Here is a 15,407-nt window from a genome sequence, read left to right as displayed (position 1 = left end):
GACGCATGTCGGGCGCAGAGGCGATCACGGAGCGGCGGCGCGAATCGACGCTGCAATGGCAGATGCTGGGCGGGTTCGCCCTGGGGCTTGCGCTGGGCCTGTTCGTTCATTTCACCGCGGCCGACGCGGCCTGGGTCAAGACCGTCACGACGTATGTGACGGGACCGATCGGTCAGGTGTTCCTGCGCCTGCTCTTCATGCTGGTGATCCCGCTGCTGTTCTCGGCGTTGGTCGTCGGCATCGCCGAGATGGGCGAGATCGCCGCGCTCAAGCGAGTCGGGCTGCGCACCTTGGTGCTCACCATCTGCGTCTCGACCATTGCCGTGATCGTGAGCCTGGTTCTGGTCAATCTGCTGCAACCCGGTGCCGGGGTCGATCGCGGCGAGGCGCAGGCACTGCTCGCCGCATCGGGCGACAGCGCGGGCGCGATCCTCGACCGCACCGCCAGCACGCCGACCGGGGTGGAAGCGGTCCTCAACATCGTGCCCACCAATGTCGTCGCGGCAATGACCGCGAACGACATCCTTGCGATCATGTTCTTCGCGCTGTTCTTTGGCATCGGCATCCTCCTCACTGCCGACCGTCCGCAGGTGCAGACGCTCAAGCGCGGGATCGAGGGAGTTTTCGAAGTCTCGATGCGGCTGATCGGGCTCGTCATCCGGCTCGCGCCGATCGCGGTGTTCTGCTTCATGTTCAACCTTGCCGCTTTGTTCGGCTGGGAATTGCTGATGCGGCTGCTCGCCTTTGTCGGCGTCGTGCTCGCGGCACTCGGCACACAGATGTTCGTGATCTTCCCGATCCTGCTGCTGTTGCTCGCCCGCAAGAGCCCGCTCGCCTTTTTCCGTGAGACGCAGGAAGCGGCGGTGATGGCCTTTTCGACCGCGTCGTCCAACGCGACGCTGCCGACCGCGCTGCGCGTTGCCGAGACCAAGCTCAAGCTGCCGCCCAAGGTGTCGCGCTTCGTGCTGACGATCGGCGCGACCGCCAACCAGAACGGCACCGCGATGTTCGAAGGCGTGACCGTCATCTTCCTTGCGCAGTTCTTTGGCGTCGATCTCACGCTGACCCAGCAGATCACGGTGATGCTGGTGTGCATCCTTGGCGGCATCGGCACGGCGGGCGTTCCGGCGGGGTCGCTCCCGGTGATCGCGCTGATCCTCGGCATGGTCGGCGTGCCGCCGGCGGGGATCGGACTGGTGCTGGGGGTCGATCGCTTCCTCGACATGTGCCGCACCGTACTCAACGTCATCGGCGATCTGGTGCTCGCGACCATCGTGTCGGCGGGCGAGAAGGAGTCGCCGGAGCCCGTGGCATGAGGCTGACCCGGCGCGGACTGCTCGCAGCGGGAGCGCTGGCCCCGATCGGCTTTTCCGCCGTGGCGCGGGCGGCGCAGCCCGACCTGTCGGCGCTACAGCCGATCACTGGCGACGCGGTGCCGATCGGGCGCGAGGAGCGCTCCGCCCGGCTTGCCCGCGCGCAGGCGCTGATGAAGGCGAACGGCATCGGCGCGGTGCTGATCGAGCCGGGGGCGAGCCTGCTCTATTTCACCGGGGTGCGCTGGGGGCGGAGCGAGCGGCTAACTGCGGCCGTAATTCCGGTCGAGGGCGATCCGATCATCGTCACGCCGTTTTTCGAGGAACCGTCGGTCCGCGAATCGCTCGGCATTCCGGCGGAGATCCGGGTGTGGCAGGAGCATGAGGATCCGTTCGCGGTGGTCGCCGGGTTCCTGCGCGAGAAAAAGCTGCTCGGCCGCCCGCTGGGGATTGAAGAGACTGCGCGCTTCTTTGCGGTCGATGGCATGTGGCGCGCACTGGCGGGCGTGAAGATCGTGTCGGCCAACCCGGTCGTGCGCGGGTGCCGGATGTTCAAGACACCGGCCGAGATCGCGCTGATGCAGAAGGCGGCGGACGTGACGCTGGCTGCCTATCGCTGGACCTACCCCCGGATCGAGGCGGGGATGACCCCCGCCGACATCGCCGCGCTGATGAGCGCGGCGACGGTCAAGCTGGGCGGGCAGGTGGCGTTCAACCTGATCCTGCTGGGCGAGGCATCGGCCTATCCGCACGGCACGGGCAAGCCCCAGCGGGTGGTGAAGGGCGAAGTCGTGCTGATGGACTGCGGCGCGCGGGTCCATGGCTATGAAAGCGACATCAGCCGCACCTTTGTCCATGGCGCGGCGAATGCGGAGCAGCGCAAGGTATGGGACCATGTCCGCGCGGGGCAGCAGCGCGCCTTCGCCACCGCGCAGCTCGGCACCCCGGCGGGCCGTGTCGATGATGCGGTGCGCGGCTGGTATGCGACTTTGGGCTATGGCCCTGACTACAAGCTCCCCGGCCTGTCGCACCGTACTGGCCATGGCATCGGCATGGACGGGCATGAGCCGATCAACCTGGTGCGCGGCGAGATGACCAAGCTGGCGCCGGGCATGTGCTTTTCGAACGAACCGGGCCTGTATCTGCCGGGCAAGTTCGGCGTGCGGCTGGAGGACTGCTTCCATATGACCGCGGCAGGGCCGAAATGGTTCAGCGTGCCGCCGAGGTCGATTGAGGAGCCGATCGGGTGAGCGACTGGGCGCGCGGAGTTGCAGGTGGGATTTTACTGCTGGCGAATTTCGTAGCGATCCTGGCGCTGGCGGCCTCGCCCTATTTTGGGTTTCTGACCGCCTTCATCATCTCCGGTGCTCTGACTTATCTGGTCATTCTGATCCATGAACTCGGGCACGCTGGTGCGGTTTGGTGGCTCAGGGGGCGGGTTCTTATACTTGCTGTTGGTCCTTTGGCAGCGCGCTTCCATCCGTTCAGCCTGGGGGGAACCCCGGAGTTGGCGCAGGACGACCGCGAACTGGGCGGATTTGTCGTTTCAACGTTCGATGGTGCCGAGACGACGCGGAAAGACATCATCGTCGCGATAGCAGGCCCGCTTGCAAATCTCGCCTCGGCAGCTCTTATTGGCGTCGCAGTGCTCGCGCTTACACCCGGCCACGTTCCCGCAGCGGATCCGACGTTGATCGCGGTCGAACAATCCGTGCCGTCCAACGCACCATATCAGGTTGCGCTTCCGACTGATGCAGATGTCCAGCGCGCGCTACGAGCGGAGCGGGCAAGAGAGATCAAGGGACTATGGACGCCGCTGGTGTCTGCGTTGCTGCTTTTGTCAGGCGCGGCTGGAATCGCCAATCTGATCCCATTTCGCGGCAGCGATGGTGATCATATTCGCCGCGCGCTTCGCGACATGGGGGAGGTTCGGCGATACCGGCGCCGCCGCGATGCGGGCTAGGCAATCACCCTGATCGAACCGTTTCGCTTGAGCGAACGCGCGCGCGCGCTTAAGTCGCGAAAATGACCTCGACCAACGATATCCGCCGCAGCTTCCTCGACTATTTCGAGGGCCAGGGCCATGCCCGTGTCCAGTCCGCGCCGCTGGTGCCGCATAACGATCCGACGCTGATGTTCGTCAATGCGGGCATGGTGCCGTTCAAGAATGTGTTCACCGGGCTTGAAACGCGGCCCTACACCACCGCGGCGTCGAGCCAGAAGTGCGTGCGCGCGGGCGGCAAGCATAATGACCTCGACAATGTCGGCTATACCGCGCGGCATCATACCTTCTTCGAAATGCTCGGGAATTTCTCGTTCGGCGACTATTTCAAGGAGCAGGCGATCCTGCATGCCTGGACGCTGCTGACCAAGGAATGGGGCCTGCCGGCGCACAAGCTGACCGCGACCGTCTATCACACCGACGATCAGGCGTTCGAGCTGTGGAAGAAGATTGCGGGTCTGCCCGAAGAGCGGATCATCCGCATCGCGACCAAGGACAATTTCTGGGCGATGGGGTCGGATGGTCCGTGCGGGCCATGCTCGGAAATCTTCTACGACCATGGCGACCATATCTGGGGCGGCCCTCCGGGTAGCCCGGAAGAGGATGGCGACCGCTTTGTCGAGATCTGGAACCTCGTCTTCATGCAGCATGTGCAGGAGGCGGACCAGATCGTCGGCGACCTGCCCAAGCCGAGCATCGACACCGGCATGGGGCTGGAGCGCATCGCGGCGGTGCTGCAGGGCGTGCACGACAATTACGACACCGACACGTTCAAGGCGCTGATCGCCGAGAGCGGTGCGCTGACCCAGTCGGCGACGACCGGCGACAATCAGGCGAGCCATCGCGTGATCGCCGACCATATCCGCACCTCCGGCTTCCTGGTCGCCGATGGTGTGCTGCCGGCGAATGAAGGGCGCGGTTATGTGCTGCGCCGGATCATGCGCCGCGCGATGCGCCATGCGCATATCCTGGGCGCGAAGGAGCCGTTGATGCACCGCATGGTGCCCGCGCTGGTCGCGGAAATGGGCGGGGCCTATCCCGAACTGGTTCGGGCCCAGCCGCTGATCGAGGCGACGCTGCTGCAGGAGGAAACCCGCTTCCGTCAGACGCTGGCGAACGGCCTCAAGCTGCTGGATGAGGCCACCGCGACGATGGGCGAGGGCGATACGCTGTCCGGCGAGACCGCGTTCAAGCTGTATGACACCTATGGCTTCCCCTACGACCTGACCGAGGACGCGCTGCGTCCGCAGGGGATGAAGGTCGACCGCGACGGCTTCGACGCGGCGATGAAGCGGCAAAAGGATGCCGCGCGCGCCGCGTGGAAGGGATCGGGCGCCAAGGCCAGCGACGAAGTGTGGTTCGACATCGCCGAGGAACTGGGGAGCACCGAATTCACCGGCTATAGCGCGACCGAGGGTGAGGGACAGGTCGTCGCCTTGGTCAAGGACGGCGTGCGCGTCGACCGCGCCGGTGCGGGGGATGAGGTGACGATCCTCACCAACCAGACGCCGTTCTATGGCGAGAGCGGCGGCCAGATGGGCGACGCGGGCACGATCGGCAACGATGTCGCCGAGGCGATTGTCAGCGATACGTCGAAGCCGCTGGGCCGGCTGCACGCGCATCAGGCGACGCTGGCGCGTGGTGAGATCAAGGTCGGCGATACGGTCAAGCTGGCGATCGACGTCACGCGCCGCGACGCGATTCGCGCCAACCACTCGGCCACGCACCTGCTGCACGCCGCGCTGCGCAACCGGCTGGGCGGGCATGTGACGCAGAAGGGGTCGCTGGTTGCGCCGGACCGCCTGCGCTTCGACTTCTCGCACCCCTCGGCGCTGAGCGCGGCGGAGATTGCCGACATCGAGGCCGAGGTGAATGCCGAAATCCGCGCCAACGAGACGGTTGGTACGCGGCTGATGACCCCGGACGATGCGGTCGCGGCGGGCGCGCTGGCGCTGTTCGGTGAGAAATATGGCGACGAGGTGCGCGTCCTGTCGATGGGCCGCCTGACCGACAAGCATTATTCGGTCGAGCTGTGCGGCGGTACGCACGTCAAGGCCACCGGCGATATCGCCGTGTTCAAGATCGTCAGCGAGAGTGCGGTGTCGAGCGGCGTGCGCCGGATCGAGGCGCTGACCGGCGAGGCAGCGCGCACCTGGCTCAACGAGCGCGACGCGAAGCTGCGCGAAGTGGCGGCGACGCTCAAGACCTCGCCCGATGAGGTCGGCGCGCGCGTTGCGGCGCTGGTCGACGAGCGGCGCAAGCTGGAGCGCGAGCTGGCCGAGGCGAAGAAGGCGCTGGCCATGGGTGGCGGCGGGGCGGCGGCTCCGGCTGGTCCCGAGCAGATTGGCGGCGTGAACTTTGTCGGCCAGATCCTCGACGGGCTCGATCCCAAGGCGCTGCGCGGCGCGGTTGATGAGGCGAAAGGCCGGATCGGTTCAGCTGTGGTAGCTTTTGTCGCGGTAAATGAAGGACGTGCAGCGATCGCGGTGGGTGTCACCGACGACCTGACCGGCACCTTCAGTGCCGTCGAGCTGGTCAAGCGTGGCGTCGCCGCGCTGGGCGGGCAGGGCGGCGGCGGGCGGCCGGACATGGCGCAGGGTGGCGGTCCCGAGGGCGGCAACGCCCACGCCGCGATCGATGCAGTCAAGACGGCGCTTGCCGAGGAGAAAACAACTGCGTGATCCTATTCTGAAGGCCGCCGCGATCGCAGCGGCCCTCATCGCCGCCCCCGCCACGATGGCGCAGGGCAAATTGCCGCCCTATCCCGAGGCGCTGAACTGTGCCGCGCTGACTCATGCCGCCAGCAAGATCGGCAAGGGTACGCCGCAGGAATCGGTGCTGTTCGACCAGATGATCTACTGGGGCATGGCCGCAGCCGATGCCGGGCGCGCAGCAGGCAAGACCGGCAAGGCGGTCGATACCGAAGTCCCCGCGCTGTCGGCCCAGCTCGAGCCCAAATTGCGCGCGCAGGATGGCGCCACCACTGCGGCGCTCGCCGCCTGTGTTGCCCGTGTGCCTGCGCTCGACAACTGACCGGAGACTCAATCGCCCATGACCCTGCGCCGCCGCTCGTTCGTTCAGTCCATCGGCGCTGCGGCGCTGGCCAGCAGTGTCGCCGCTCCGGCACGAGCCGGGGCGGACACGAAGCCGGGGGCAGGGGACATGGCGTTGCGCACCCTGCTCGACCGGATTTTCAACGACCGGATGACCGAAAGTCCCGAGGGTGCGACCGCGCTCGGGCTCGATACCGGCGCCAAGGCGGGGTTGAAGTCGCAGCTGTCAGGGCGCAGCGCCGCGGATGAATCGCGTGCGCTGGCGCGGTCGCGGGCCGAACTCGCCGCGATCCGGGCGATCGATCCGGCGACGCTGGGCGAGGCTGCCCGGCTCGATTACGACATCGTCACCTATCAGCTCGAGCGCAGCATCGCGGGACGGGAGCGGTTCACCTATGGCGCGGCGGGCGGACGTTATGCCCCCTATCGCCTGACCCAGTTGAGCGGCGCCTATCAGGACGTCCCCGATTTCCTCGACAACCAGCATCGCGTGCGCAACGCGTCGGACGCCGATGCCTATCTCGCGCGGCTCGAGGCGTTTGCGACAATACTCGATCAGGAAAGCGAGCGTCAGCGCGCCGACGCCGCGCGCGGCGTGTTCGCGCCCGACTATGTACTCGACACGACGCTGAAGCAGTTTGCGTCGCTCCGTGACAAGGCGCCGGGCGAAACCGGCCTGGTGACCAGCTTCAGGGCGAAGCTGGCTGCAGCAGGCCTCTCGCCCGAGCGTGGCGTGCAGGCCGAGAAGATCGTTGCGGAGAAGGTGTTTGCAGCACTCGACCGCCAGCGCGCGTTGATTGGCGAATTGCAGGCGCGCGCGGTGCATGATGCGGGTGTCTGGCGGCTGCCCGATGGTGAGGCCTATTATGTCGCGGCGGCCGAGGCCGCGACGACCACGCGCCTGACCGGCGACGAGATCCACCGCATCGGGCTTGAGCAGGTGGCCGAGATCAGCGGCCGGATCGACGCGATCCTGAAAGCGCAGGGACTGCGCGACGGCACGGTCGGTGCGCGGCTGGTTGCATTGAACGAGCGGCCCGATCAGCTGTTTCCGAACACCGACCCGGGCCGCGAAGCACTGCTCGAGACGCTGCGGACGCAGGTGCGGGCGATGGAACAGCGCCTGCCCGAACAATTCGCGACCTTGCCCAAGGCGCCGGTCGAGGTGCGGCGCGTGCCGCCGGCGATCCAAGCGGGCGCACCCGGCGGCTATTATCAGGCCGCGACGCTCGATGGCTCGCGGCCGGGGATCTATTATATCAACCTGCGCGACACGTTCGACCGGCCGAAATTCGGGCTGGCAACGCTGAGCTATCACGAGGCTGTGCCGGGGCATCACCTGCAGGTCATGCTCGCGCTCGAATCGCAGGATATTCCACTGATCCGGCGGCGCGGCGGGTTCAGTGGCTATAGCGAGGGCTGGGCACTCTATACCGAGCAGCTTGCGGACGAGATGGGCATGTATGATGGCGATCCGCTGGGGCAGGTCGGCTATCTTCAGTCGCTGCTGTTCCGCGCGACCCGGCTGGTGGTCGACAGCGGGATGCATGCCAAGCGCTGGAGCCGCGAGCAGGCGACCGATTATTTCATCGCAACCACTGGCATCGCGCGGGGCCGCAGCCAGGGCGAAATCGATCGCTACACTGTCTGGCCCGGCCAGGCGTGCAGCTACAAGATCGGGCATACCGTGTGGGTCCAGCTGCGCGACGAAGCCAAGGCGAAGGCCGGTGCCAACTGGGACCCGCGCCAGTTCCATGAGGTGCTGCGCAAGGGGGCGATGCCGCTCGACGTGCTGAAGCGGGTGGTGCGCGCGCGGATGGCCTGATCCGGGCGGGCGCTCCGCAGGGTCAGGCCTCGACCTCGCCCTGGCGAACGCGACGGATGCGCGGCTCACGCTCCAGCCCGGCGGCGTCCTTGATCGCCTTGCGCATCTCGTCGCGCTTTTCGTGGATCGATGCGATGACCGGACCGACCGCGACGCCGAGATCGACGAGCACGGCTTCGGACAGCTGCAGCGAACTTTCCAGCGTTTCCGGCACGGCGTCGGTTGCCCCGGCCTTGTACAATTCGGCGGCATGGGCCGCATCGCGGGCGCGGGCGATGATGGGAATGCCGGGCACCCAGGCGCGTACCCGCCGCGTGAGCCGCACGGTCAGGACCGGATCGTCCATCGTCAGGATCAGGGCACGGGCATGGCCCAGCCGCAACCGATCGACCAGTTCGGTGCGGGCGACATCGCCAAAGATGACCTGATACCCCTCGCGGCGCGCGGCAGCGACGCCGTCAATATCGGCATCGACGGCAACATAGGGCTTGTCGTGCGCGCGCAGCATATCGGCGACGGTGCGTCCCACGCGACCGAAGCCGATGATCACCGTGCCGCCGGGCACCATTTCTTCCGCGCTGGCATCGCTGCGTACCCCGTCATGTTCCTCGATCTTGCGTGAGGCGAACCGGCCGGCCTTGGCGAGCAGCGGCGTGATGGTCAGACCGATCGCGGTGACGGTGGTCCAGAAGGCGGCGGTCGATGGCTGGATCAACCCCGCAGCCGCCGCGACGCCCAGGACGATCAGCGTCGTTTCGGACGGGCTCGCCATCATCACGCCGGCTTCGGCCGCGGTCCCGGTGCGCGCGCCCGACAATTTGAGCAGGGCCATCGTCACCGCGACCTTGACGGTCATCACGCCAAGGATCGCGGCGAGCAGCAGCGCCCAGTCCTGCATGATCATGCGCAAGTCGAGCCGCATGCCGACCGTGATCAGGAACACGCCGAGCGCCAGTCCCTTGAACGGCGCAGTAATGACCTCAACCTCGCTGTGATAATCGGTCTCGGCGATCAGCAGGCCGGCGAGCAAGGCCCCGACGATCGGCGACAGGCCGACCACGGTGGTGGCGAGGCTGGCGACGATCACGACCAGCAGGCTCGCCGCGAGGAACAGTTCGGGCGACTTGGTCCGTGCCGCCTGTGCGAACAGGCGGGGCAGGAGGAACCGGCCGCCGACGAACAGCAGGGCAACGACCACGCCGCCCCGCACCAGCGTCATCATGAAATCCCCGACGCCCGAGTCCGCCGCCGCCGGAGCGAGTGCGCCGAGGAGAAACACGATCGGCACCAGCGCCAGATCCTCGAACAACAGCATCGCAAGCGCTGACTTGCCCACCGCGCTGGTGGTTCCGGCAATCGGCAGGACCAGCGCAGTCGATGACATGGCGAGGGCAAGGCCCAGCCCCATTGCCCCGGTCCAGGGCTGCCCCATCACATAAAGGCCGGTGGCGATCAGGGCGCCGGCCCCGAGCAACTCGGCGGCGCCAACGCCAAAGACCAGCCCGCGCATGGTCCACAGGCGTTTGAACGAAAGCTCGAGCCCGATCGAGAAGAGCAGCAGGATAATGCCGAACTCGGCAAAGGGTTCGATCGATTCGGGATCGGTAATCGTGACGTAGAACAGCCACGGAAAGCGATCGACCAGCTGCCCCAGCCCGGCCGGGCCGACCAGCGCCCCGACCAGGATGAACCCGATCACGGGGCTGATCCGGAACCGGGTGAACGCGGGAATGACAATGCCGGCCGCGCCAAGGATGACCAGCGCATCGCTGAAGCCGCTATTTGAGAGGTCGAGCGCCATGGCTGCACCCTAGCTGGGTGCGAAACCATTTGTCACCGCACTTGTGCAGCGCGGTACGGTTGATTCGAGCCGGCATCACAATGAAAAGGCCGCGTCCCTTGTGAGGACGCGGCCCGTTCGGTGCCGGTGGCAGCGGGGCTTAGGCCCAGCTGGCCATTTCGGTTTCGAGATTCTGGCGGATCGCCTCGAAGAACTGCTCGGTGGTCATCCAGGGCTGTTCCGGGCCGATCAGCAGCGCGAGATCCTTGGTCATCTTGCCGCTTTCGACGGTCTGGATGCAAACACGCTCCAGCGTCTCGGCGAACTTGGTGACTTCCGGCGTGTCATCGAACTTGCCGCGGAACTTGAGGCCACCGGTCCACGCAAAGATCGACGCGATCGGGTTGGTCGAGGTCGCCTTGCCCTGCTGGTGCTGACGATAGTGGCGGGTGACGGTGCCGTGCGCCGCTTCGGCCTCGACCGTCTTGCCATCGGGCGAGAGCAGGACCGAGGTCATCAGGCCGAGCGAACCGAAGCCCTGCGCGACCTGGTCCGACTGGACGTCGCCGTCATAATTCTTGCACGCCCACACGAACTCGCCGCTCCACTTGAGCGCCGATGCGACCATGTCGTCGATCAGGCGGTGTTCGTAGACGATGCCTGCTTCCTTGAACTTTTCGGCAAAGCCCTCGGTCTCGAACACTTCCTGGAACAGGTCCTTGAACCGGCCGTCATAGGCCTTGAGGATGGTGTTCTTGGTCGACAGGTACACCGGCCACTTCAGGTTGAGGCCGTAGTTGAACGAAGCGCGCGCGAAATCGCGGATCGAATCGTCCAGGTTGTACATCGCCATCGCGACGCCCGAGCCGGGGAAGTTGAACACTTCGCGGTCGATCGTTTCGCCATTCTCGCCTTCGAACACGAGGCGCAGCTTGCCGGCACCCGGCACTTTGAAATCGGTCGCGCGATACTGGTCGCCGAATGCGTGGCGGCCGACGACGATCGGCTTGGTCCAGCCCGGGATCAGGCGCGGCACGTTGCTGATCACGATCGGCTCGCGGAACACGACGCCGCCCAGGATGTTGCGGATCGTGCCGTTGGGCGACTTCCACATTTCCTTGAGGTTGAATTCCTCGACGCGCTGTTCGTCCGGGGTGATCGTCGCGCACTTCACGCCGACGCCATATTCCTTGATCGCGTTGGCGGCATCGACCGTGATCTGGTCGTTGGTCTCGTCGCGCTTCTCGACGCTGAGGTCGTAATATTTAAGGTCGATGTCGAGATAGGGAAGGATCAGGCGCTCACGGATCCACTGCCAGATGATCCGCGTCATTTCGTCGCCGTCGATCTCGACGACCGGATTTTTGACCTTGATCTTCGCCATGCTCGCTTTCCTGTTCGTATCGGGAGGAAGGGTTTGGCGAGCGTCTAGGAGCATGCGCGCGCGCGATCAAGCGCCGCCGATACCGGTGGCATCGTCGCGCGGCGCGGGCGCGACGCAGGATTGTGTTGCGCCAAGGGCACAGCTAGACCCGCGGCCATGCCTTCACTCGAAACACCGCCCGCCGTCACCAACACCGTCAAGTGGCGCTTTCCCTCCGTCCATCCGGAGGGCCGCAAATATGTGCTGATCTCAGCCGCGATCACGATCCTGTTTCTCTTCGCGATCTGGGACGAGCTCGGCTTTTTCCTGATCGGCCTGACCATCTGGGTCGCGGCCTTTTTCCGCGATCCGGTCCGCGTGACGCCGCAGGGCGACGGGCTGGTCATCTCGCCCGCCGACGGGTTGGTGACGATGATCGAGCGCGTCCCGGTCCCGCGCGAGATTGCCGGGGCAGAGGGATTGAACGAAGCGACCCGCGTGCGCGTTTCGATCTTCATGTCCGTGTTCGACGTCCATATCAATCGCGCGCCAATGGCCGGAACGATTCGCCAGGTGGTCTATATTGCCGGCAAGTTCCTCAACGCCGACCTCGACAAGGCCAGCGAGGAGAATGAGCGTCAGCATTTCGTGATCGAAAGCCACGATGGAACGCGGGTCGGCTTCACCCAGATCGCCGGCCTGGTCGCGCGCCGGATCGTCACGTTCGTGAAGCCCGGCGATATGGTCGCGTCCGGCCAGCGCTTTGGCCTGATCCGCTTCGGCAGCCGCCTCGACGTGTTCCTGCCCGATGATTATGCCCCGCAGGTCGCGCTCGGCCAGCGCTGCATCGCCGGCGAAACGATCGTCGGCGTTCGGGGCGGCCAGCCGGCGCAGGGCGTGGCGCAGTGACCCGACCCGGCCGGAGCATCGCATGAGCCTGCGTCCCCGCCCGCAGACCCGCGGCATCCCGCTACGCGCGGTGGCGCCCAATGCCGTCACCGCGCTTGCTCTGTGCGCCGGCCTGACCGGCGTCCGCTTCGCGATTGGGGAGGAGTGGGAACGGGCGGTGCTGATGGTCATGCTGGCCGGTACCCTTGACGGCATCGACGGGCAGGTGGCGCGGATGGTGCGGGCCGAGAGCCGGTTCGGCGCCGAACTGGACAGCTTGTCGGATGCGATCTCGTTCGGAGTCGCACCCGCATTGATCCTGTATCTATGGTCGCTGATGGCCGCCCCGAAACTGGGGTGGATCGTTGCGCTGCTCTATGCGGTGTTCTGTGCGCTACGCTTGGCGCGGTTCAATTCGCAGATCGACAATGCCGCGCATCCGCGCAAGCTCGCCGGATTCCTGACCGGTATTCCCGCGCCGGCGGGCGCGGCGCTCGCCATGCTGCCAATCTATATCTGGTTGTGGAGCGAGGAGGATGTGCTGCGTTCGCCCTGGCTGGTCACGCCCTGGGTCGCGTTTGTCGGGCTGCTGATGGTGTCGAGCGTCGCAACCTATTCCTGGAAGTCGCTGCGTCTGCGCCGCAATGTCCGGTTCGAGGCGCTGGTCATCGTCGGTGTGCTCGGCGCGGCGCTGGTGACCGCCCCGTGGCAGACGCTGACGGCCGTCTGCCTCGGCTATCTGGCGACGCTGCCGTTCAGCGCAGCCGCATTCCGTCGTGTCATGCGGCAGCGCGAAGCGGCGGAACAGATCGGCGCGGGGCCGGGCGCGGCATGATGCGGGTCCGCGCGGCATAGGCAGAAACGGGGGGCGGCGTTTCCGCCGCCTCGCCGGTCAGCAGTGCACGCATATAATCGACCCGCGGCGCGACCGTGGTCCAGATCGTCCACACCGAAAGCACCGCACCTGCGGTGAAGAGCAATACGGCAACCACTGCAACCATCGTTGGCCTCCCAATTCTCCGCAAGCGGCCGGAATCCTGAGAAGCCGGGACGCTTGAGCGACACCGGGGGTTCCCTGATCGCTCTGTGAGCCGTTTATGTTCCGTTAACGTTCCATTCGTCAAGCGCGAAATTCCGCTTTTGTTCACTTGCGCTGCGCGCGCTTCTGGACTAACGGCCCCGCTTCAACCCCGCATGGGAAGCATCATAACCCGGTGCCACCGGCCATTTCGGTCATGGTCACTCGCTTCCCAGAGGCTCAACCGGAAGGAGTTATCCCTATGGCGGCACCCGTCGTCTCCATGCAGCAGCTGCTCGAATCGGGCGCGCATTTCGGCCACCAGACGCACCGCTGGAACCCGAAGATGAAGCCCTACATCTTTGGCGAGCGCAACGGCGTCCACATCATCGACCTGTCGCAGACCGTTCCGCTGTTCGCGCGCGCGCTGGAATTCATCAGCTCGACCGTCGCATCGGGCGGCAAGGTCCTGTTCGTCGGCACCAAGCGCCAGGCGCAGGAAGCGATCGCGGAAGCAGCGCGCAAGTCGAACCAGCATTTCGTCAACCATCGCTGGCTGGGCGGCATGCTCACCAACTGGAAGACCATCAGCAACTCGATCAAGCGTCTCAAGACGCTGGAAGAGCAGCTGTCGGGCGACACGCACGGCCTGACCAAGAAGGAAGTGCTGAACCTGACCCGCGAGAAGGACAAGCTGGAGCTTTCGCTCGGCGGCATCCGCGATCTGGGCGGCATTCCCGACATCATGTTCGTGATCGACGCGAACAAGGAAGAGCTGGCGATCAAGGAAGCCAACACGCTGGGTATCCCGGTCGTCGCGATCCTCGATTCGAACGTCTCGCCCGATGGCATCGCGTTCCCGGTTCCGGCGAATGACGACGCCAGCCGCGCGATCCGCCTGTATTGCGAAGCCGTCGCGATCGCGGCAACCCGTGGCAACCACCAGGCGCAGGTCGTGAGCGGCGCGGACTTCGGTGCAGCCGAAGAACCCCCGGTCGAGCCGGCCCTGGCCGAACCGGAAGCGCCGGCGGCTTCGACCGACCCGGAAACCGCGGCCGAAGGCGAGCGTCAGCTCGACGCGTAAGCGCTCTGGTCATCGAACCGTAATGGGGGCGGGGCAGGGCGAATGCGCTTTGTCCCGCCCGCACCATATTTGAAGCAAACCGCTTAAGCACGAGGAACACGAACATGGCCGAGATCACTGCAGCAGCCGTGAAGGAACTGCGCGAGAAGAGCGGCGCCGGCATGATGGACTGCAAGAAGGCGCTTGCGGAAACCAATGGCGACATCGAGGCGGCAACCGACTGGCTGCGCTCCAAGGGTCTTGCCGCCGCCGCGAAGAAGTCGAGCCGCACCGCAGCCGAAGGTCTGGTCGGCGTTGCCGTCGCCGGAACCAAGGGCGTTGCGGTCGAGGTCAACTCGCAGACCGACTTCGTCGCCAAGAACGACATTTTCCAGGGCTTTGTCCGCGAAGTGACCGCCGTCGCGCTGGAGCAGGGCATCGACGATATCGATGCGCTGAAGGCGGCGTCGATCACCGGCGGCACGGTTGACGAAGTGCTGGTGGCCAACATCGCCACGATCGGCGAGAATCAGGTGCTGCGCCGCGCGAAGAAGGTCGAAGTGACCAATGGCGCGGTGATCCCGTACGTCCACAACGCCGCGGCCCCGGGCCTGGGCAAGATCGGCGTGCTGGTCGCGCTTGAGTCGGAGGCGGGCGTCGACGTGCTCGAGCCGCTGGGCAAGCAGATCGCGATGCACATCGCCGCTGCCTTCCCGCTGGCGCTGACGGTCGACGATCTCGACCCCGAAGTGGTCGAGCGTGAAGCCGCGATCCTGCGCGAGAAGAACGCCGACCGCACCGTCGGCAAGCCGGCGGACGTGGTCGAGAAGATCCTCAACGGTCCGATCGAGAAGTTCAAGAAGGAGAACGCGCTGCTGACCCAGGCGTTCGTCATGGACGGCAAGACCCCGGTCGCCGACGTGATCGCGCAGGCCGGCAAGGAAGCCGGTGCGGCGATCAAGCTGGTCGACTATGTCCGCTTCCAGCTCGGCGAAGGCATCGAGAAGGAAGAGAGCGACTTCGCCGCGGAAGTGGCGGCGACGGCGGCTGCGGCCGGCTGATCGTCCGATCCATTCGGAACAAGAGGGGCGCGGCCAGCTAT

General features: G+C 65.9%; 13 protein-coding genes. 10 read left to right on the top strand and 3 right to left on the bottom strand.

Annotation, left to right across the window (positions count from 1 at the left end; translation table 11 throughout):
- Positions 1-5: 5 nt before the first annotated feature.
- The 6 genes from J2Y54_RS02130 (at position 6) to J2Y54_RS02105 (ending at position 8,193) form a co-directional block, all read left to right on the top strand.
- Positions 6-1,316 carry a dicarboxylate/amino acid:cation symporter gene (locus tag J2Y54_RS02130; protein WP_310036526.1) on the top strand — a complete coding sequence of 437 codons (1,311 nt, stop codon included), beginning with the start codon at positions 6-8 and terminating at the stop codon, positions 1,314-1,316.
- Entirely contained in the window at positions 1,313-2,563 is a 1,251-nt protein-coding gene (locus J2Y54_RS02125) for a Xaa-Pro peptidase family protein (RefSeq protein WP_310036525.1), read from the top strand. The genes J2Y54_RS02130 and J2Y54_RS02125 overlap by 4 nt, the downstream gene beginning before the upstream one ends.
- The gene (locus tag J2Y54_RS02120; RefSeq protein ID WP_310036523.1) at positions 2,560-3,276 is read left to right on the top strand and encodes a site-2 protease family protein; all 717 of its coding nucleotides are present in this window, start codon (positions 2,560-2,562) and stop codon (positions 3,274-3,276) included. Before J2Y54_RS02125 ends, J2Y54_RS02120 begins: the two co-directional genes overlap by 4 nt.
- 62 nt (positions 3,277-3,338) lie before the next feature.
- Positions 3,339-5,996 (top strand): alanine--tRNA ligase, encoded by a 2,658-nt coding sequence (gene alaS, locus J2Y54_RS02115; RefSeq protein ID WP_310036521.1) that lies wholly within the window; start codon positions 3,339-3,341, stop codon positions 5,994-5,996.
- Positions 5,997-6,051: 55 nt separating this feature from the next.
- A complete protein-coding gene (locus tag J2Y54_RS02110; RefSeq protein ID WP_310036519.1) occupies positions 6,052-6,348 on the top strand; it encodes a hypothetical protein in 297 nt (98 codons plus the stop codon).
- A 24-nt stretch (positions 6,349-6,372) separates the two neighbouring features.
- Positions 6,373-8,193, top strand: coding sequence for a DUF885 family protein (locus J2Y54_RS02105; RefSeq protein ID WP_310038428.1), 1,821 nt, complete (start codon positions 6,373-6,375; stop codon positions 8,191-8,193).
- Between the two features lie 22 nt (positions 8,194-8,215).
- Here the strand turns inward: J2Y54_RS02105 and J2Y54_RS02100 are convergent, their stop codons facing one another.
- Together J2Y54_RS02100 and J2Y54_RS02095 are read right to left on the bottom strand one after the other, a co-directional pair.
- Positions 8,216-9,994, bottom strand: coding sequence for a cation:proton antiporter (locus J2Y54_RS02100; RefSeq protein WP_310036517.1), 1,779 nt, complete (start codon positions 9,992-9,994; stop codon positions 8,216-8,218).
- A gap of 139 nt (positions 9,995-10,133) precedes the next feature.
- Positions 10,134-11,357 carry an NADP-dependent isocitrate dehydrogenase gene (locus tag J2Y54_RS02095; protein WP_310036516.1) on the bottom strand — a complete coding sequence of 408 codons (1,224 nt, stop codon included), beginning with the start codon at positions 11,355-11,357 and terminating at the stop codon, positions 10,134-10,136.
- A 156-nt stretch (positions 11,358-11,513) separates the two neighbouring features.
- Here J2Y54_RS02095 and J2Y54_RS02090 point away from each other — a divergent pair, with 156 nt between their 5' ends.
- Positions 11,514-12,245, top strand: coding sequence for a phosphatidylserine decarboxylase (locus J2Y54_RS02090; protein ID WP_310036514.1), 732 nt, complete (start codon positions 11,514-11,516; stop codon positions 12,243-12,245).
- A gap of 22 nt (positions 12,246-12,267) precedes the next feature.
- On the top strand, positions 12,268-13,059 hold the full coding sequence (locus J2Y54_RS02085) for a phosphatidylcholine/phosphatidylserine synthase (RefSeq protein WP_310036513.1): 792 nt from the start codon (positions 12,268-12,270) through the stop codon (positions 13,057-13,059).
- Here J2Y54_RS02085 and J2Y54_RS02080 read toward each other — a convergent pair.
- Complete coding sequence (locus J2Y54_RS02080; RefSeq protein WP_310036511.1) at positions 13,004-13,225, bottom strand: hypothetical protein; 222 nt, start codon at positions 13,223-13,225, stop codon at positions 13,004-13,006. The two genes, J2Y54_RS02085 and J2Y54_RS02080, sit on opposite strands and share 56 nt — an antisense overlap.
- A 279-nt stretch (positions 13,226-13,504) precedes the next feature.
- Here J2Y54_RS02080 and rpsB point away from each other — a divergent pair, with 279 nt between their 5' ends.
- Both rpsB and tsf read left to right on the top strand, forming a co-directional pair.
- Complete coding sequence (rpsB, locus tag J2Y54_RS02075; RefSeq protein WP_310036510.1) at positions 13,505-14,326, top strand: 30S ribosomal protein S2; 822 nt, start codon at positions 13,505-13,507, stop codon at positions 14,324-14,326.
- A 104-nt stretch (positions 14,327-14,430) separates the two neighbouring features.
- Positions 14,431-15,366: a translation elongation factor Ts gene (gene tsf / locus J2Y54_RS02070; RefSeq protein ID WP_310036509.1), complete on the top strand. Its 936-nt coding sequence runs from the start codon at positions 14,431-14,433 to the stop codon at positions 15,364-15,366.
- The last annotated feature ends 41 nt before the right edge of the window (positions 15,367-15,407 follow it).

It is taken from the genome of Sphingomonas sp. BE123, from assembly GCF_031456015.1.
Taxonomy (GTDB): Bacteria; Pseudomonadota; Alphaproteobacteria; order Sphingomonadales; family Sphingomonadaceae; genus Sphingomonas.
Note: the sequence above shows the minus strand (reverse complement) of the source record. Positions and strands in the feature narration are given on the sequence as shown.

Excerpts from the sequence above, each read along its gene's own strand:
- J2Y54_RS02130 (WP_310036526.1), top strand. The coding sequence starts at position 6 with ATGTCGGGCGCAGAGGCGATCACGGAGCGGCGGCGCGAATCGACGCTG.
- J2Y54_RS02125 (WP_310036525.1), top strand. The coding sequence starts at position 1,313 with ATGAGGCTGACCCGGCGCGGACTGCTCGCAGCGGGAGCGCTGGCCCCG.
- alaS (WP_310036521.1), top strand. The coding sequence starts at position 3,339 with ATGACCTCGACCAACGATATCCGCCGCAGCTTCCTCGACTATTTCGAG.
- J2Y54_RS02110 (WP_310036519.1), top strand. The coding sequence starts at position 6,052 with ATGGCGCAGGGCAAATTGCCGCCCTATCCCGAGGCGCTGAACTGTGCC.
- J2Y54_RS02100 (WP_310036517.1), bottom strand. The coding sequence starts at position 9,994 with ATGGCGCTCGACCTCTCAAATAGCGGCTTCAGCGATGCGCTGGTCATC.
- J2Y54_RS02095 (WP_310036516.1), bottom strand. The coding sequence starts at position 11,357 with ATGGCGAAGATCAAGGTCAAAAATCCGGTCGTCGAGATCGACGGCGAC.
- J2Y54_RS02090 (WP_310036514.1), top strand. The coding sequence starts at position 11,514 with ATGCCTTCACTCGAAACACCGCCCGCCGTCACCAACACCGTCAAGTGG.
- J2Y54_RS02085 (WP_310036513.1), top strand. The coding sequence starts at position 12,268 with ATGAGCCTGCGTCCCCGCCCGCAGACCCGCGGCATCCCGCTACGCGCG.
- J2Y54_RS02080 (WP_310036511.1), bottom strand. The coding sequence starts at position 13,225 with ATGGTTGCAGTGGTTGCCGTATTGCTCTTCACCGCAGGTGCGGTGCTT.
- rpsB (WP_310036510.1), top strand. The coding sequence starts at position 13,505 with ATGGCGGCACCCGTCGTCTCCATGCAGCAGCTGCTCGAATCGGGCGCG.
- tsf (WP_310036509.1), top strand. The coding sequence starts at position 14,431 with ATGGCCGAGATCACTGCAGCAGCCGTGAAGGAACTGCGCGAGAAGAGC.